Raw genomic sequence first — 18,002 nt, 5'->3', positions numbered from 1 at the left:
ATGAAATTTCCTTCACGCATCCGCGCCAATGGCACGCTCCTTGCTGACCCGAACCGGTATCGCCGCACTGCATGCGGCTTCACCACGGGAACGCATCGCATGAGCCACCCTCTCAACGTCGTCGCGATATCGGGCAGCCTGCAGCGGCCGTCGCGCACGCTGGCGCTGACCGACGCGATCGTCACGGCGCTCGGCGCCGCGCTGTCGATCGACGCGCGGCTGATCGAACTCGGCGAGATCGGCAGCCGGCTGGCCGGCGCGCTCACGCGCGCGCAGGTGCCGGCCGATCTCGACGCGCTGATCCGCGCGATCGAGACGGCCGATGCGCTCGTCGTCGCGAGCCCGGTGTATCGCGCGTCGTACACGGGCCTCTTCAAGCATCTGTTCGACCTCGTGCGCCACGACGCGCTCGTCGACGTGCCGGTGCTGCTCGCGGCCACCGGCGGCAGCGAGCGTCATGCGCTCGTGATCGACCACCAGCTGCGCCCGCTGTTCAGCTTCTTCCAGGCGCGCACGCTGCCGATCGGCGTGTACGCATCCGAAAGCGATTTCGACCGGTACCAGATCGCGAGCCCGGCGTTGCGCGAGCGCATCGCGCTCGCCGTCGACCGCGCGGTGCCGCAACTGCGCCAGCACGCGCTTTCCGCCGCGGCCGCGTAAGCCGCTTTTTCGTTTCCCCTTCGACCAGGACACTTTCATGAGCCTTTCCGACTCTTCCGCCGACGGCGTCAAATTCGCGTACTGGGTGCCGAACGTCAGCGGCGGCCTCGTCGTCAGTACGATCGAGCAGCGCACCGACTGGAGCCTCGAATACAACCAGAAGCTCGCGCGCACGGCCGAAGCGGCCGGCTTCGACTATGCGCTGAGCCAGATCCGCTTCACGGCCGGTTATGGCGCCGAATACCAGCACGAGTCGGTGTCGTTCAGCCAGGCGCTGCTGCATGCGACGACCAAGCTCAAGGTGCTCGCGGCGATCCTGCCGGGGCCGTGGCATCCGGCCGTGGTCGCGAAGCAGCTCGCGACGATCGACCACATCTCGAACGGGCGCATCGCGATCAACGTCGTGAGCGGCTGGTTCAAGGGCGAATTCACCGCGATCGGCGAGCCGTGGCTCGAGCACGACGAACGCTATCGGCGCTCGAAGGAATTCATCCAGGCGCTCAAGGGCATCTGGACGCAGGACAACTTCACGTTCAAGGGCGACTTCTACCGCTTCAACGATTACACGCTGAGCCCGAAGCCGGTGCAGAAGCCGCATCCGGAAATCTTCCAGGGCGGCAGCTCGCGCGCGGCGCGCGACAACGCGGCGAGCGTGTCGGACTGGTATTTCACGAACGGCAATACGCCGGAGAACCTGAAGGCGCAGATCGACGACATTCGCGCGAAGGCGGCCGCGAACGGCCATCGCGTGCGCATCGGCGTCAATGCGTTCGTGATCGCGCGCGACACCGAGGAAGAAGCGCGGGCCGTGCTCGACGACATCATCCGGCATGCGCACGTCGAAGCGGTGCACGCGTTCGGCGATGCGGTGAAGGAGGCCGGCAAGGCCTCGCCCGAAGGCGAGGGCAACTGGGCGAAATCGACGTTCGAGGATCTCGTGCAGTACAACGACGGCTTTCGCACGAACCTGATCGGCACGCCGCAGCAGATCGCCGAGCGGATCGTCGCGCTGAAGGCGATCGGTGTCGATCTCGTGCTGGCCGGCTTCCTGCACTTCATCGAGGAAGTCGAATACTTCGGCCGGCGCGTGCTGCCGCTCGTGCGCGAACTGGAGGCGCGGCGGCAGGCCGTTGCCGCGTGACGCCCGTCCGACGCACGCGCGTGGTCCGCGATCGCGCAGGACCGCGCGGCGGCGCGACGTTCACGCGACGCCCGCCAGCCTCGATGCCTCGATCACCATCTGCACGCCGAGACTGCCGAGGATGATGCCCATCGCCCAGCGCTGCGCGAGCAGCAGCGTCGGGCGGCCGTGCAGGAACGTCGCGAGGCCGCTCGAGCAGAGCGCCACCAGCCCGTTGGCCGACGCGAACGCGGCGATCAGCAGCGAGCCGAGAAACAGCGACTGGCCGAACACGCTGCCTCGTCCGTAGTCGATGAACTGCGGCAGCAGCGACACGAACAGCATCGCGAGCTTCGGGTTCAGCACGCTGGTCGTCGCGCCCATCGCGAGCAGCCGCAGCGGTTGCTCGGCCGGCAGCGCCTTCACCTCGAACGGCGAGCGGCCGCCGGGCCGCACCGCCTGCCATGCGAGGTACAGCAGATAGGTTGCGCCGACCGCGCCCAGCACGCTGCCCGCATAGGGCACGCTCATGAACAGCGTCGTGATGCCGAACGCGGCGGCGAACATGTAGAACAGGTAGCCGATCATCACGCCGGCGAGCGAAATGAGCCCGGCCGCCCGCCCTTGCGCGATCGAGCGCGACATCACGTAGACCATGTTCGGCCCCGGCGTGACGGCGAGCATGCCGCCGATGACGAGAAACCCGTAGAGCGATCCGGACGTGTGCATGTTTTCCGCTTCCTGCATCGAATGAGTGCTGATGGCGTCGATTGTCCGGCGATGGAGGTGAACAGTAAAACGGGATAAACTGAATCGATTGATCAGTTTTTCTGAATCGTCATGAAGAAGCTCGACCTCGATGTGCTCGCGATGGTGGTGGCCGTCGCGGAATCCGGATCGTTCGCGCAGGGCGCACAGGCCGTGCACCGGTCGCCGTCGGCGGTGAGCATGCAGATCAAGACGCTGGAAGACGCGCTCGGCAAGCCGCTGTTCATCCGCGACACGCGCAACGTGACGGCGACCGACGACGGCAGGATGCTCGCCGATTACGGCCGCCGGATGCTCGCGATGCGCGACGAGGCGTGGGCGTCGGTCGTGCGTCCGGAGATGCGCGGCCGCGTGACGATCGGCGTGCCCGACGACTACATCTCGTCGCTGCTGCCACAGGTGCTCGGCAAGTTCGCGGCGATGCATCCGCGCGTGGAAGTGCGCGTGATCGGCCAGCCGAGCAGCGCGCTCGTGCCGATGCTGAAGGACAACACGGTCGACCTCGCGTGCCTCACGCGAATCAAGGGCGTGACGGGCGAGCTGATCCGGATGGAGCCGCTCGTCTGGGCCGGCTCGCCGAAACGCGACGTGTGGGAAGAGCGGCCGCTGCCGGTGGCGTTTTTCACGCACGGCGGCAGCATGGCCCGCGATCACGCGGTCAGGGCGCTGAACCGGCGGAAGATTCCGTACCGGATGTCATACGAAAGCCCGAGCTTTCTCGGCCTGCTCAGCATGGTCGAGGCCGGTCTCGCCGTCGCGCCGCTCGCGCGCTGCTGCGTGCCCGATCACCTGTTGCAGCTGACGGAGAGCCACGGGCTACCGTCGCTCGGCGAACTCGAGGTCGTGCTCGCCCGCAGCGCGCAGTCCGCGCGCCCGCCGTGCGACTACCTCGCCGAGCAGATTCTCGGCGAATGGCGCGCCTGAGCGGCCCATCGCCGGCGGCGCGTCAGCACGACGTCAGCAGCCATTCGCGGAAGGCGACGAGCGACGGCAGCGTTTCGTTGCCCGGCGGGTAGACGAGGTAATAGCTGCGCTGGCTGGTAATCGCGTCGCCGATCGAGTCGAGCTCGCCACGGCTCAATTCGTCTTCCACGAGCACCTTCGGCACCAGCCCGATCCCCATTCCGGCATGCACGGCCTGGATCAGATGCGACGTCAGCTCGAAACTTGGGCCGATGCGCATCTTGCGATGATCGAGCCGATAGTGCGAGAACCACTCGGCCCAGGCCTGCTGATTGCTCGTCACGCCCAGCAGCGTCTGCTTCGCGGCCCAGGCCGGCGTGCGCGCGTCGGCCTTGCGGCCGCTGCCCGCGACGGGCGGCGCGATCGCGATCAGGAACTCGTTGTACAGCCGATGCGCATGCAGGCCCGGCCAGTCGCCGGTGCCGACGGTGATCGCCGCGTCGAGGTCGTCGTTGAGGAAATCGATCGCGCCGATTCGAGAATGAAGGTGCACGGTCACGCCCGGATGTGCGGCATAGAAGCCGTGCAGGTGCGGCAGCAGCCATTTCGACCCGAAGGTCGGCAACGTGGCCAGCCGGAGCGAGCCGGCGCCCGCCCGATGCGACATCGCCTGCAACGTCGCGCCGCGGATGCGCCCGAGCGCGCCGGTCAGCTCGCCGAAGTAGCGGCGGCCGACGTCGGTCAGCTTGACCGAGCGACCCTCGCGCCGGAACAGCGGCACGCCGAGCTGATCCTCGAGCGTCTGGACCTGCCGGCTGATCGCGCTCTGGCTCAGCGACAGCTCCTCGGCCGCGCGCGTATAGCTTTCATGCCGCGCGGCGGCCTCGAACACGAGCAGCAGCGACATCGACGGGGTGAGGCGGCGGTAATTCATGAGTTTTATGCAAGTTTAGCCGGGGAAGAATTCGTTTGTTTATAGAGGATTATCGAAAGATACTGGAATTCCCGGTTGCGCGGAAACTTGCCAAAAAATCATGTTTTGGTGCGCGCGAACCGGCCTGCTCCACCCACATTGCGTTTTCGCCCCATGTCGATCGTCCCGTTGCCTCGTCCCGCCAGCCCGTCCGCGAACGTCTACCGCGATTTTCTCGCCGCGCTGCAGGCGGCCGGCTTCGCCGGCGAAATCCGCGCGGATCACGCGAACCGGACCGTGCAGGCCACCGACAACTCGATCTACCAGCGCCTGCCGCAGGCGGTGATCTGCCCCGCGCATGCGGATGACGTCCAGTTACTGGCCCGGCTGCTGGCCGAGCCCGCGCACCGCGACGTCGCGGTGGCCGCGCGCGGCGGCGGTACCGGCACCAACGGGCAGTCGCTGACCGACGGCATCGTCGTCGACCTGTCGCGGAACATGAACCGGATCCTCGAAATCGACGTCGCGCAGCGCTGGGTGCGCGTGGAGGCGGGCGTCGTCAAGGATCAGCTCAATGCGGCGCTGAAGCCGCACGGGCTGTTCTTCGCGCCGGAGCTGTCCACGTCGAACCGTGCGACCGTCGGCGGGATGATCAACACCGACGCGAGCGGGCAGGGTAGCTGCACGTACGGCAAGACGCGCGATCACGTGATCGCGCTCGATTTCGTGCTGATGGGCGGCGAACGGCTGCACAGCGGCGCACTCGACGATGAGGAGCTGGAACGCCGCTGTGCGCGGCAGGATCGCGTCGGCCACGTGTATCGCACCGCGCGGCGCATCAGCGACGACAAGGCGGCGCTGATCGACGCGAAGTTTCCGAAGCTCAACCGCTGTCTGACCGGCTACGACCTCGCGCACCTGCGCGAACCGGACGGCCGTTTCAACCTGAACAGCGTACTGTGCGGCGCGGAAGGGTCGCTCGGCTTCGTCGTCGAGGCGAAGCTCAACGTGCTGCCGATCCCGAAGTTTTCGGTGCTGGTCAACGTGCGTTATGCAGGCTTCATGGACGCGCTGCGCGACGCGCGCGCGCTGCTCGAACACCGGCCGCTGTCGATCGAGACGGTCGACTCGAAAGTGCTGATGCTCGCGATGAAGGACTTCGTGTGGAGCAGCGTGGCCGAGTATTTCCCGCAGGACGACGCGCATCCGACGCTCGGCATCAACCTGATCGAATTCAGCGGCGACGACGAACACGACGTCGATGCGCGCGTGCGCGCGTTCGTCGAGCATCTGCGCACCGATACGAGCGTGACGCGTCTCGGCCATACGCTGGCGGCCGGCGACGATGCGGTGAAGCGCGTGTATGCGATGCGCAAGCGCGCGGTCGGCCTGCTCGGCAACGTGCAGGGCGAGGCGCGCCCGCAACCGTTCGTCGAGGACACGGCGGTGCCGCCCGAGAACCTCGCCGCGTACATCGCCGAATTCCGCGCGCTGCTCGATGGCCACGGGCTGCAGTACGGGATGTTCGGCCACGTCGATGCGGGCGTGCTGCACGTGCGTCCGGCGCTCGACATGAAGGATCCGAAGCAGGCGGCGCTGGTGCGGCCCGTGTCGGACGCGGTGGCCGAACTCACGCAACGTCACGGCGGCCTGCTGTGGGGCGAGCACGGCAAGGGCGTGCGCTCCGAATATGCGCCGGCGTTTTTCGGCGAGCTGTATCCGTCGCTGCAGCAGTTGAAGGCCGCATTCGATCCGCACAACCAGTTCAACCCGGGCAAGATCGCGACGCCGCCGGATCGCACGCTGCGGTTGCTGAAGATCGACGAAGTGCCGACGCGCGGCGATCACGACCGGCAGATCGACGAGCGCGTGTGGCAGAGCTACGGCACCGCGATGCATTGCAACGGCAACGGCGCGTGCTACAACTTCGATCCGGACGACGCGATGTGCCCGTCGTGGAAGGCGACGCGCGAACGCGTGCAGTCGCCGAAAGGGCGTGCGTCGCTGATGCGCGAATGGTTGCGCCTGCAAGGGCAGGCCGGCGTCGACGTCGTCGCGGCGGCGCGCACGCGGCAGCCGCTCCTGCGCGGTCTGGTCGAGCGCTGGCGCAACAGCCGCCACGCCCGTCGTGGCGACACGGATTTCTCGCACGAGGTGTACGACGCGATGGCCGGATGTCTCGCATGCAAGTCGTGCGCGGGACAGTGTCCGGTCAAGGTCAACGTGCCCGAGTTCCGCTCGCGCTTTCTCGAGCTGTATCACCAGCGCTACCGGCGGCCGCTGCGCGACTACCTGATCGGCTCGCTCGAATTCACGATGCCGTGGATGGCGCGCGTGCCCGCGCTTTACAACGGGCTGATGGGATCCGGCTGGGTGCGGGCGCTGCTCGAGCGTCAGGTCGGCATGGTCGACAGCCCGCTGCTGAGCCGCTTCGATCTCGCGGCCGTGATCCGCGCGTGGCGCGTGAAGCCGGCCGACCCGCATGCGCTCGCCGCGCTGAGCGATGCGCAGCGCGCGCGCAGCGTCGTCATCGTGCAGGATACGTTCACGCGCTATTTCGATACCGAGCAACTGGCGACGCTGATCGAGCTGGCGGCGCGCCTGGGCTATCAGGTGTGGCTCGCGCCGCTCGCGCCGAACGGCAAGGCGCTGCACGTGCAGGGCTTTCTGCAAGCCTTCGCGAAGGCGGCGATCCGCAACGCGACGCAACTGGCCGCGCTGGCGCGCTCGGGCGTCGCGCTGGTCGGCCTCGATCCGGCGATGACGCTCACGTATCGGCAGGAATATCTGAAGGTGACGGGGCTCGCCGACGTGCCGAAGGTCGCACTGCCGCAGGAGTGGCTGCTGGATGCGCTACCGGAAGCCGGTGCGGGCGGGGCGACGGTTTCATATCGGTTGTTGCCGCACTGCACCGAGAAAACCAATGCGCCGGACAGCGGCAGGCAATGGGCGCAGGTGTTCGCGCGTCGCGGGTTGCGCTTGCAGGTTCAGCCGGCCGGGTGTTGCGGGATGTCGGGCACGTACGGGCACGAGGTGCGCAATCTCGCGACGTCGAAGACGATCTATGCGCAGTCGTGGGCCGCGCACGTCGATGCGCCGGACGAGGAAGGCGAAGCGCTCGCGACCGGGTATTCGTGCCGCAGCCAGGTGAAGCGCCTGTCGTCGAAACAGGTGCGCCATCCGTTGCAGGCGCTGCTCGATCATGTGCGGGCGGTGGGGTGACGACGGGGCGGTGCGGGCCGAGCGGCCCTCCGAGGAGGCGTCGATCGAGCGTCGAGCGGCAATCCCCGTGCCGCTGTCGACCTTCGCCGGCGCGGGTCAGGCGTCGGCTTTCGCCGTCTTCCGCGACCGCGGTTTGTCCGCTGCGGGCAGCACGCCGACGCCGCGCGGCCGTTTCGGCTCGATCCGCATTTGCCGGATCACGCGCCGGAAGTCGATCTCGTGCGCGGCCAGCGTGCCGATCAGTTTCGCGATGACCGCGAGGTGGGAAGGGACGGTGCCCTTGCTCGAATAGTTCGTGATGGAGCTTTCGTTCATCCGGATCAGGCGGGCGAACTCGCGCGCCGTCAACTGCGCCTTCTTCAACTCCTGTTGGAATTCCGCATACGCCATTGCACACATGATGCTTCGTCTCCGTGAATCAGAATTCGGCCCGCGTGGCGCCGGCGCCGACGGGTGGCGTTCCCGTCGTGCCGGCGCCGCGTCGGGTTACATCTTCACCTGGTCGAGGAAGGTCTTCTTGCCGCTCTTGTAGCCGTAGATCGAGATGACGCCGTGCGTCAGGTCGCCCTTCGAGTCGAACGTCGTCGTGCCGATCACGCCGTCGTACTTCGTCGCCGGCATCGCCGCGAGGATCTTCGCCGGGTCGGTCGAGTTCGCACGCTTCATCGCGTCGACCGCGATATAGACCGCGTCATACGCGAACGGCGCGTCGAACTTGATGCCCTGGTTGAAGCGCTTCTGGTACTTCGCGAGGAAGTCCGCGCCGCCCGGCATCTTCTCGAGCGCCGCGCCGGCCTGCGAGCACAGCACGTTGTCGGCCGCCGGGCCGGCCAGTTCGGCCAGCGAGTCGGTGCACACGCCGTCGCCGGACAGGATCTTCGCGCGCAGGCCGAGCTGCTTCGCCTGCTTCGCGAGCGGGCCGCCGGTGGCGTCCATGCCGCCGTACATGATCGCGTCGGGGTTCTCGCCCTTGACCTTCGTCAGGATCGCGCGGAAGTCGACCGCCTTGTCGTTGGTCGCGTCGTGCGACAGCACCTTCAGGCCGAGCGCCTTCGCCTTCTTCTCGAACTCGTTCGCGAGGCCCTGGCCGTACGCGGTCGAGTCGTCGATCACCGCGACGCTCTTCACGCCCTTCGATTGCGCATAGCTCGCGAGCGCCGGGCCCTGCTGCGCGTCGGTCGCGACGACGCGGTAGGTCGTCTTGAAGCCCTGCTGCGTGTAGGTCGGGTTCGTGGCCGACGGCGAGATCTGCACGATGCCCGCGTCGCTGTAGATTTTCGAGGCCGGGATCGACGTGCCCGAATTCAGGTGGCCGATGACGGCGACGACCTTGTCGTCGACGAGCTTCTGCGCAACCTGCGTCGCCTGGCGCGGGTCGGCCGCGTCATCCTGCGCGTCGAGTTGCAGCGTGATCTTCTTGCCGCCGATCGTCAGCCCCTTCGCGTTGATTTCCTCGACCGCGAGGCGCGCGCCGTTCTCGTTGTCCTTGCCGAGGTGCGAGACGCCGCCCGTCGTCGGTTCGACGCTGCCGATCTTCACGACCTGGTCGGCCATCGCGCTCGACGCGGCCGCGAACGCGGCGGCAGCCAGTGCAACGGTGATCAGGGGTTTGCAGCGCATGCCGACAGTGCTTCGTTCCATCTGCCATCTCCGAATTGAATGTCTTTCTATTGACGTCTCGACCGGCCGGCCGCGGGCCGGGGCGATCGGACGATTTTCCATACCCGTCACGGGCGTCGCTTGCATGGTGTCCGGCCGAGTGACCTGCCGCCCGGGCGAGCGGGCGGGTGCCGCGCGCCATGCAATTCGTATGAATATATCGGAACCCGCTTCCGTGTGCTGCGGCGCACTGCATGGCGGACCGCTGCGGCATGCGCCGGCGCGCGGATGTCGAGGCTTCCGGATACCGCAGATCATGCGCCGCGGCGGCCCCCGGATTGCGGTTCGCTGTCGTCGGCCTTACGGCCGCATCCATTATTCGGCTGGTTGCCTCGGCGAAGCCATGGACACTGGCGCCCGGTCAATCGGGAACTGTTCGGTCGATTTGTCTGCACAGTTTGGTCAACGGCGAATGGCGTATCGGGTTTCATGGTCATGCTCCATCGAGCGCGATCGCCGTCGTTATGCAACTAACGGTCAAGTTCGGCCGCGCCGGCGAGTGGGTGCCGATTACACCGATCGAACCGTCCCTCGAGATCGGCAGAGACGGGGGCCGTTTTGGGGCCGGCGTCGCGGCAAATCCGGATCGTCGCGTCGGCCGCGCCATTCGCCGCGCGCTCGACCCTACGACCGTCCGCGCCATGCGACGACGACCACGCCGACGATCGCCAGCAGGCCGCCGCACGCCGTCGCGATGCCCGGCCGCTCGCCGGTCAGCACCACCGACAGCAGCGTCGCGACCGCCGGCGTCAGGTAGAGAAAGTTGGCCGCGCGCGCCGCGCCGAAGTAGCCGAGCGCGAAGGTCCAGGTCGCGTAACCGAGCGCGGCGGGAAAGACGCCGAGTACGATGACGGCCAGCGCCGTGTCGCGCGACCCGTCGCCGAGCGACACGAGCGCGCCGGGCAGCCAGGGCGCGAGCAACACCGCGCCGGCCAGCAGCGTGTACGCGGTGCACGGCAGCGCGCCGTACACGGGAATCAGCCGCCGCTGCAACACGAAATAGCTGGCCGAACACAGCGCCGCGCCGAGGATCAGCGTGCTGCCCGAGCCGAGGACGAGGCCGCCGGGCTGCCCTTGCGCGATCACCGCGATGCCGGCGAGGCTGACGAGCGACCCGAGCCAGCCCCAGCGATTGAAGCGCTCGCGCAGAAACGCGGCGGCCAGCAATGCGGTGAAGATCGGCAGCGTGTTCACGATGAAACTCGCCGCGCCGGCCGACACGGTCCGTTCGCCGGTATTGAGCAGTGCGTTGTAGAGCGCGATGCCGAGCAGGCCGCACGCGAGAAAGCGCCACGCATCGCCTTTCGCCGGCAGCGGCGGCCGTCGCCAGGCGAGCCACGCGATCACGAGCAACGCGGCGGTCGCGAAGCGCGCGGCCGCGAGCTGCAGCGGCGCGAGGCCATGCAGGCCGATCCGGATGAACGGGAACGCGGACGCCCACGAGACGATCGTGAACGCGACCGCGGCTGCCGCGACGAGCGGTTGTCGCGCGCCGCGCGACGTCGGTGACGAAAGCGTATTCATGCGGCCATGGTGCAGCGTGGCGAGATGTTAAGCTAGCGCACAGATCAACACCCGGATATGAATATGGCTCACAGCTCGGGGCCGCGGCGGGCCGGCAGCTCGGCGCGTGCGCGTCAGGCGGCCGTCCGGCTGTCGGCCGCCGCGCCGATGCCGGGCCCGCGGCCGCCGCTCGCGAGCCTGGAGACGGTCTGCACGGTGGCGCGCGAGGGTTCGTTTCTCGCGGCCGCCGACGTTTCCGGCGTCACGCACGGCGCGATCAGCCGCCGGGTGGCCGCCGTGGAAAACTGGCTCGGGATGGCGCTGTTCGAGCGGCATGCGCGCGGCGTGCGCCTGACGCCGGACGGGCAGCGCTTCGTCGGCCGGATCGAGCAGGCGTTCGCGATCATCGACGGCGCGGCCGATCAATGGCGCACGCCGCGCACGCCGCGGCTGGTCCGGATGAGCGTGGTGCCCGCGTTCGCGCAGCTGTGGCTGCTGGAGCGGCAGCAGGCGCTCGAGAATGAAGCGCCCGCGTTGCGCATCGAGCTCGGTATCGAGCTGCGCAACGTGGATATCGCCGGCGGCGAAGCGGATCTGTCGATCCGGTACGGGCGCGGCAACTGGCGTCGGCTCGACACTCGCCCATTCATGCCGGAGCGGCTGTATCCGGTCGCGCATCCGCGGCTCGCCGCGCAACTGGCCAGGATGCGCCGCGCAACGGGCGACGCCGCGCTGCTCGACATGCCGTTGCTGCACGATTCCGACGTGACCGGCTGGCGCACGTGGTTCGATGCGCTCGGCATTCCGTTCAAGCCGCGCGCGCAGGATCGCCGGTTCGAGGATTACAACCTCGTGCTGGCGGCGGCCGAAGCGGGGCTGGGCGTGGCGCTTGCGCGAACGCCGCTTGCGGATGCGTATCTGCAGCGCAGTGCGCTCGTGCGCGTGAGCCGTCACGAGGTCGATTCGCCGCTCAGCTATCACTTCGTGCACGCGAAGGGCGAGAATCGGCCGGAGGTTCTCGCGTTGATGGAACGGATGGTGAAGGCGCTGCGCTAGCGCGCACCCGGCGGTTCGCGCAGGCGGCCGCTTCGGCACGCGCGTCGCGCATGCGACGGGCCGCCCGTTCCGTTCGTTCGGCCGAGGACGCCGAATCGTTACAATGCAGCCGCGGAAAACGGCGAGATCGCCGCAGTGAAGCGGAATCGCGCCTTTGCCCGACGGCAGGGCAATCACCAACCATTGCAGTACGGGTTCAAATTTGCACAAAAGGGAACCGATGAATAGACCAGACAAATCGTCGAAAGCGCGTGCGGCGCTGGATCAACTTTTTTCCGGCCTGGCGCCTGCGGACGCGAAGCGCGCATCGCCGCGTCCGGGCAATCCGTTCGAAGCGGACGACGAGGTGTCGAGTGCATCCGGCGGTCGCGGCGGGGTGGAAGTCACGCTGTCGACCCGCATCCAGCTGCGCGGTTATCCGAGCGCCGACGCGTTCATGAAACGCATGGCCGAAGCGTGGGGCCTCGAGTGGGGCACCTACGACAGCGTCCGCGCGGTGGCGACGCTGCCCGCCGGATGGCGCTCCCGCCGGCTTCCGGAGGTCACGCAGATCGTCGACGAACGCGACGTGCTGCGCGCCGAGAGCAGCCTGCAGGGCGGCGAGATGTCGTATCTGAAGGTGCATCCGCGCTACTACATCGATGCGCGCAAGCGTTTCGGCTGGACGAAGTCGTCGAAGGCATCCGACGATCCGGATCTCGACGGCCCCGACTGGAACTGCTTCGTGGTCGATCGGGAAAAGTCCGTCGAAGTGCATGAGCTGACGACGTCGTCGTTGAAGGCCGACACGGACAATGCGCGGGCGACGCTGCTGAAATGGCTCGACGAGCACTATCCGAAACATCGCGACCCGTTTGCGTACTGGTCGGACTGCGAAGGGGCGTCGTAAGCCGGGTTTGCACGGCGGTTCGCTCGATGCATCGACCGGCCCGCCACGAGGACGACCATTGAAACGAGCGAGTGTGGTCCCGATGCTCTGGGCGGCGTTCGGCGCGGCGGTTGGATCGACCGTCGTCGAGTTGCTGCTCTGGGCAATCGCCGGCGACGACGCCGTCCGAAATCTATTGCGCGACGCACGCCTCACGGCCGCGATCGTGATGGGGCGAAGCGTGCTCGATACGTCCGGCGGCTTCGATCCGCTGGTCATGGGCGTGGCGACGTTCGTGCATGCGACGCTTTCGCTCGTCTATGCGGCCATGCTGGCACGGCTGGTCCACCGTCTGTCGTACGTGGCCGCGCTGCTTGCGGGCGGCGCGTTCGGGCTTCTGCTGTACGGCGTGAACCTCTACGGCTTCACGGCGATCTTTCCGTGGTTCATCCCGGTGCGCGGCGCGATCACGCTGATCGCCCATCTGGTATTCGGGATGACGGCAGCCTCTATCTATTGCGTGGCCCGACGTCGCGCCACGCGCTGATCCCGGCATCGATTGCCCGGGATGTCCGCGACGGGCATCCGTATCCCGACCCCTGGAATAACCGGCCGCGCTGGGTCGTTTAGCCGTCAGGAGACCCCTGTACGACGCGAAGCGGCGGCGAGCGGCGATCGCCGCGCGACGAATCGTGCGCAAGCAAAACGGTGTGCGGGCGTCGTTGGCGACGCTCGGGATCAATGGGTCGGGGGCAACGACGCAGGAGCCGATCATGTGCATCTCGTTTCGATCCTTGACAGCCATCGTCTGTCTCGGCTTTGCCGCGTCCGTCTTCGCGCAAACGACTGACGATTCAGCGGCGAACGGCACGAACTGCCGTGCGGTCGTCGCGCAGGCGGACATCGACGGCACGGAGCAGCAGATCGTGGGGCGCGCGTGTCTGCAAGACGACGGGACGTGGCAGATCGTGCAAAACGCCGACGGCAGCGTGCTGTGGTACCCGGTGGCAGCCTATCCGTATGCCGATCCGTGGTACTGGGGGCCGCCGTTGTTCATCGGCGCGGGCGTGAGCTTCATCTTCGTCGATCGCTTCCGTCGTTTTCACCACTTCGATCACGTCGATCACTTCAATCCGATCGGACATCGCCGCTTCGGCGTGCCGATGGGCGCGGGATTCCATCACGGCCCGTTCCCGGTGGGTGCGGGCCACGGGTTGGGTGGCATGCGGCGACATTAGGCCGATGATTGGACCGGTGTTGCGACGCCTGTTCGACTCTGAAAGGTCGGCATCGGGCTCACCTTCTGGACATTGAACGCGTTGCGTCGTCCCCATACCGTCGGCATGCCGGGCTCCTCGTGTCGTGACGAACGTGAAGGTGGACAGTGTAAACGCCGCAGGCGCGCACCGCGGTGCGCGCCCGACACGACGATCGTCGTGCGACGTAGCGATCAGAACTTGTGGCGAATGCCGACGATCGCGAGTTCCTGCGTATCGGTGCCGGCGTTCACGCCGTACGAGCCGACCGACGCGGCGGCCTTCACGGTCTTGCCGCTCGCGTCGAGCGTATTGCCGCTCGCCTTCTGATAGCCGAACAGCGCATACAGGTCGGTGCGCTTCGACAGCGCGTAGTCCGCGCCGAGGTTGACCTGGTTGTAGTGCGCGGAAGCCGGGCCCGTCAGCGACGTGTAGTTGTAGCCGACGCCCGCGCGCAGCGCCGGCGTGAACTGCCAGTTGAAGAACGCCGAGCCGTTGTTGAACTTCGCGTTCCGGTTGAATGCCGACAGCGTGTCCGCGCCGTATTGCGTGTTCGAGTACGCGAGGCCGAAGGTCGCCGGCCCGGCCACGTACTGGCCGGCCACGCGCACGATCTGGATCGACTTCGCGCTCGAGAAGCCCTGGTTGATCACGGTGTTGAACAGCGTGTCCGAGCTGCTCGACCACGTGCGCACGCCACCCGCGACCGTCGTGCCGCCGTTCGCGTAGAAGTAGCCGGCGCCGAGCGACAGTGGGCCGTTCGCGTAGCTCGCGCCGAAGCTGTACGTGCGGCCGCTGCCGGTCGCGCCCGCGACGCCGCCGAAGCCGTACAGCGCGGCGAACTGGAAGCCGGAGATCAGCGGGCTCGTGTATTTCACCGAGTTGCTGACGCGCAGGCTGTTGTCGTAGTTGTCGAGATCGCCCGGCGTCGCGAACACGCCGCCGAAGTAGTTGTCTTCCGTGAGGCCCTGCACGAGATCGACGACCGGATCGTACTGGCGGCCGAGCGTCACGGTGCCGTACGTGCTGCTCGCGAGGCCGACGACGGCCTTGCGGCCGAATTCGCGCTGGCCCTGGCCGAGCGCGCCGGTGCCGATGTTGAAGCCGTTCTCGAGCTGGAACAGCGCGGACAGGCCGCTGCCGAGATCCTCGATGCCGCGCAGCCCCCAGCGGCTGCCCGACAGGTTGCCGCTGCTGAACTTCACGAGGTTCGACGCGTTGCTGCCGTTCGCGTTCTGCGCGTTGTGGACGTACGCGATGCCCGCGTCGGCGATGCCGTACAGCGTGACGCTGCTTTGTGCGTGGGCGCCCGCGGCGACGAGCGCGGCCGGCAGCGCGAGCAGTGCGAATGACCGGATCTGTTTCATGGTTGGATTCCCCCGTTGGTCGATTGGTCTGACGAGCCGGTGAACGATACGGATGGCGTATCGCCAAGGGAACCAATAAATTGTCGGATCGTTATGAGGCGGCGCGGCGATGGATGCGCGCGCAACGGATCGGCGAGCGGCGCGCGGATAGTGTGTGCATCGCACGCGTGCCGCGCGATTTCGGCGCGCCAGGTCAGTGGCGCGCGTCGCCCGATGCGAACAGGCGCGGCTGCGCCGCGTTCAAGGCGTCGTCCGCCTCGGGCTGCCACGGAAAAATTCCGTTGCGGTCCGGCCACAACAACTGCACGCACGGGAAGTCGTCGTTGCCGTAGAACCAGCGGTTCCAGCCGAGATGGGCTTCGTAGTGTTCCTTCTCGACCGGCATCAACAGCGCATTCGCGTTGCCGTAGACGGCGGCCGTGACTTCGCCGATCGGCGGCGGCGTGCCGGCCGCGACCTTCCGATAGACGTCCCACAGCACGTCATGGACGATGCGCGTCGGCAACGAGAAAACGATGATTTCCGGGAAACCGTGGTTGACCCACAGCCCGGTCGTGAACGAGAAGCCCGGTGCGTCGCCTTCCGCGAATACTTCGGTGCGGAACCATCCGTGCTGGCGAATCTGATGCACGAAGCGCTGCTCGTCTTCCTCGAGCACCGAATCGGGCGCATCGAGCGCGGTCGCGATATCCGGTCGCGTGGTCATGGGAGCTCCTCGGGTATGCGTGGGTCGGTACGAAACCGGGCGATGGCCCCGGCCAGCCGGAACGCGATCGTCGGCGACATTCGCCGCCGATCGATGGCCGCCATATTGCCATGGCGGCCGGTCTATTGCGCCACGTCTTCCGCTTCCGCCGTTTCGCCGAGGAATCCGCCGCTCTGGTGCGCCCACAGCGCTGCGTAAATGCCACCCGCCTGCAGCAACTGCTGGTGCGTGCCTTCCTCGACGATGCGCCCTTCGTCGAGCACGATCAGCCGGTCCATCGCGGCGATCGTCGACAGCCGGTGCGCGATCGCGATCACCGTCTTGCCGTGCATCAGACTGTCGAGGCTGCGCTGGATCGCGACTTCGACCTCGGAGTCGAGCGCGCTGGTCGCTTCGTCGAGCACGAGGATCGGCGCGTCCTTGAGCATCACGCGCGCGATCGCGACGCGTTGCCGCTGGCCGCCCGACAGCTTCACGCCGCGCTCGCCGACTTCGACGTCGTAGCCGCTGCGGCCGTGGCGGTCGCGCAGCCGGTCGATGAACTCGGCCGCTTCCGCGCGCACGGCCGCGTCCTGCATCTCGCGCTCGGTTGCGTCGGGGCGGCCGTACAGCAGGTTTTCGCGCATCGTCCGGTGCAGCAGCGACGTATCCTGCGTGACCATCCCGATCGCGCCGCGCAGGCTGTCCTGCGTCACGTGTGCGATGTCCTGCCCGTCGATCCGGATCGTGCCGCCGCCGACGTCGTAGAAGCGCAGCAGCAGGTTCACGAGCGTCGACTTGCCGGCGCCCGAGCGGCCGATCAATCCGATCCGCTCGCCGGGCCGGATCGTCAGGTTCAGCCCGTCGAATACCGCGCGATCGTTGTCCTCGTGCGCGAACTGCACGTTGTCGAACACGATTTCGCCGCGCTGCACCACGAGCGGCTTCGCATCGGGCGCGTCGACCACGCTGCGCACCTTCGTCAACGTGCTGATGCCGTCCTGGATCGTGCCGACATTCTCGAACAGCTCGGTCATTTCCCACATGATCCAGTGCGAGTAGCTCGACAGGCGCAGCGCCATCGCGATCACGGCCGCGACCACGCCCGCGCTCGCCTCGCCGTGCATCCACAACGCGAGTGCGAGCCCGGCCGAGCCGACCAGCAGCAGCGTCGACAGCAGGTGGTTGACGATCTCGAACGCGCTGACGAGCCGCATCTGCGCGTCGCCGGTCGCCTTGAACGCTTCCATCGCGCGCCGCGCGTGGTCGGCTTCGCGCCGCGTATGGGAGAACAGCTTCACGGTCGTGATGTTCGAATACGCGTCGGTGATGCGGCCCGTCATCAGCGCGCGCGCGTCGGCTTGCCGGCTGCCGATCGCCCCCAGGCGCGGCACGAAATACGCGCACGCCGCGCCGTAGCCGAGCGCCCACAGCGCGAGGGGAATCATCAGCCGCCAGTCGAAGCTGGCGGCGAGCACGAGAATGCCGATCAGATAGGCCGTGACGCCGATCACGACGTCGACCGACATGAACAGCGCGTCGCGCACCGCGAGCGCGGTCTGCATGATCTTGGTCGTCACGCGGCCCGCGAACTCGTTCGCGTAGAACGACAGGCTCTGGTCGAGCATCAGCCGGTGAAACAGCCAGCGCAGCCGCATCGGGAAGTTGATCGCGAGCACCTGGTGCTTGACCATCGTATGCAGCGCGATCAGCAGCGCGCTGCCGGCGAGGATCGCCGCGAAACCGGCGAGCGCGGCGAAGTGGCGGCCGCCGAATTCGGCCGGTGTCGACGACGACAGCCAGTCGACCACGTGCCCCATCATCGCGAACAGCGCGGCTTCGTACGCGGCCAGCGCGGCCGACGTCAGCGCGATCAGCAGGATCCAGCCGCGCGCGCCTTTCGTGCACGCCCAGACGAACGAGAAGAATCCCTTCGGCGGCGTGACGGGATCTTCGAGCGGGAAAGTCGGCAGGCGCCGTTCAAACCACGAATACATTGACTTGTTCTCCTTATACGGCCCG

General features: G+C 67.4%; 16 protein-coding genes. 8 read left to right on the top strand and 8 right to left on the bottom strand.

Annotated elements, in window-relative coordinates; translation table 11 throughout:
- The first annotated feature begins 99 nt into the window (after window positions 1–99).
- Together msuE and sfnG are read left to right on the top strand one after the other, a co-directional pair.
- Window positions 100–660: an FMN reductase gene (gene msuE / locus WS54_RS32510; RefSeq protein ID WP_059781976.1), complete on the top strand. Its 561-nt coding sequence runs from the start codon at window positions 100–102 to the stop codon at window positions 658–660.
- A gap of 37 nt (window positions 661–697) precedes the next feature.
- Window positions 698–1,801: a dimethylsulfone monooxygenase SfnG gene (gene sfnG, locus WS54_RS32505; RefSeq protein ID WP_034208865.1), complete on the top strand. Its 1,104-nt coding sequence runs from the start codon at window positions 698–700 to the stop codon at window positions 1,799–1,801.
- Window positions 1,802–1,861: 60 nt separating this feature from the next.
- Here sfnG and WS54_RS32500 read toward each other — a convergent pair whose 3' ends face one another.
- Complete coding sequence (locus WS54_RS32500; RefSeq protein WP_034209446.1) at window positions 1,862–2,509, bottom strand: LysE family translocator; 648 nt, start codon at window positions 2,507–2,509, stop codon at window positions 1,862–1,864.
- A 111-nt stretch (window positions 2,510–2,620) separates the two neighbouring features.
- Between WS54_RS32500 and WS54_RS32495 the strand changes: the two genes are divergently transcribed.
- The gene (locus WS54_RS32495; protein WP_059781972.1) at window positions 2,621–3,472 is read left to right on the top strand and encodes a LysR substrate-binding domain-containing protein; all 852 of its coding nucleotides are present in this window, start codon (window positions 2,621–2,623) and stop codon (window positions 3,470–3,472) included.
- Between the two features lie 22 nt (window positions 3,473–3,494).
- Here the strand turns inward: WS54_RS32495 and WS54_RS32490 are convergent, their stop codons facing one another.
- Entirely contained in the window at window positions 3,495–4,385 is an 891-nt protein-coding gene (locus tag WS54_RS32490) for a LysR substrate-binding domain-containing protein (RefSeq protein WP_059781970.1), read from the bottom strand.
- Window positions 4,386–4,538: 153 nt separating this feature from the next.
- Between WS54_RS32490 and ydiJ the strand changes: the two genes are divergently transcribed.
- On the top strand, window positions 4,539–7,586 hold the full coding sequence (gene ydiJ, locus WS54_RS32485; protein ID WP_059781968.1) for a D-2-hydroxyglutarate dehydrogenase YdiJ: 3,048 nt from the start codon (window positions 4,539–4,541) through the stop codon (window positions 7,584–7,586).
- Window positions 7,587–7,682: 96 nt separating this feature from the next.
- On the opposite strand, the gene WS54_RS32480 is transcribed toward ydiJ, so the two are convergent.
- From WS54_RS32480 to WS54_RS32470, 3 genes are all read right to left on the bottom strand, one after another.
- On the bottom strand, window positions 7,683–7,985 hold the full coding sequence (locus WS54_RS32480; RefSeq protein WP_059781966.1) for a hypothetical protein: 303 nt from the start codon (window positions 7,983–7,985) through the stop codon (window positions 7,683–7,685).
- 87 nt (window positions 7,986–8,072) lie between these two features.
- Window positions 8,073–9,227: a branched-chain amino acid ABC transporter substrate-binding protein gene (locus WS54_RS32475; protein WP_059781964.1), complete on the bottom strand. Its 1,155-nt coding sequence runs from the start codon at window positions 9,225–9,227 to the stop codon at window positions 8,073–8,075.
- Between the two features lie 642 nt (window positions 9,228–9,869).
- Entirely contained in the window at window positions 9,870–10,769 is a 900-nt protein-coding gene (locus tag WS54_RS32470; protein WP_034208871.1) for a DMT family transporter, read from the bottom strand.
- 57 nt (window positions 10,770–10,826) lie between these two features.
- Here WS54_RS32470 and WS54_RS32465 point away from each other — a divergent pair, with 57 nt between their 5' ends.
- The 4 genes from WS54_RS32465 (at window position 10,827) to WS54_RS32450 (ending at window position 13,910) form a co-directional block, all read left to right on the top strand.
- Window positions 10,827–11,804 carry a LysR substrate-binding domain-containing protein gene (locus tag WS54_RS32465; protein WP_059781963.1) on the top strand — a complete coding sequence of 326 codons (978 nt, stop codon included), beginning with the start codon at window positions 10,827–10,829 and terminating at the stop codon, window positions 11,802–11,804.
- A 220-nt stretch (window positions 11,805–12,024) separates the two neighbouring features.
- Window positions 12,025–12,693, top strand: a complete 669-nt coding sequence (locus WS54_RS32460; protein WP_059781961.1) for a hypothetical protein — start codon at window positions 12,025–12,027, stop codon at window positions 12,691–12,693.
- 58 nt (window positions 12,694–12,751) lie between these two features.
- Entirely contained in the window at window positions 12,752–13,219 is a 468-nt protein-coding gene (locus WS54_RS32455; RefSeq protein ID WP_059781959.1) for a hypothetical protein, read from the top strand.
- Between the two features lie 226 nt (window positions 13,220–13,445).
- Window positions 13,446–13,910: a hypothetical protein gene (locus tag WS54_RS32450; protein ID WP_059782042.1), complete on the top strand. Its 465-nt coding sequence runs from the start codon at window positions 13,446–13,448 to the stop codon at window positions 13,908–13,910.
- 212 nt (window positions 13,911–14,122) lie between these two features.
- On the opposite strand, the gene WS54_RS32445 is transcribed toward WS54_RS32450, so the two are convergent.
- The 3 genes from WS54_RS32445 to WS54_RS32435 all read right to left on the bottom strand — a co-directional run bounded on the left by WS54_RS32445 (window position 14,123) and on the right by WS54_RS32435 (window position 17,977).
- On the bottom strand, window positions 14,123–15,295 hold the full coding sequence (locus tag WS54_RS32445) for a porin (protein WP_059781957.1): 1,173 nt from the start codon (window positions 15,293–15,295) through the stop codon (window positions 14,123–14,125).
- A 193-nt stretch (window positions 15,296–15,488) separates the two neighbouring features.
- Window positions 15,489–16,001 (bottom strand): DUF4262 domain-containing protein, encoded by a 513-nt coding sequence (locus tag WS54_RS32440; RefSeq protein WP_059781955.1) that lies wholly within the window; start codon window positions 15,999–16,001, stop codon window positions 15,489–15,491.
- A gap of 122 nt (window positions 16,002–16,123) precedes the next feature.
- Window positions 16,124–17,977, bottom strand: a complete 1,854-nt coding sequence (locus WS54_RS32435; RefSeq protein ID WP_059781954.1) for an ABC transporter ATP-binding protein — start codon at window positions 17,975–17,977, stop codon at window positions 16,124–16,126.
- Between the last annotated feature and the right edge of the window lie 25 nt (window positions 17,978–18,002).

This window comes from Burkholderia sp. NRF60-BP8, from assembly GCF_001522585.2.
Classification (GTDB): Bacteria; Pseudomonadota; Gammaproteobacteria; order Burkholderiales; family Burkholderiaceae; genus Burkholderia.
The sequence above is the reverse complement of the archived record's forward strand: the minus strand, read 5'-3'. Positions and strand labels throughout refer to the sequence as shown.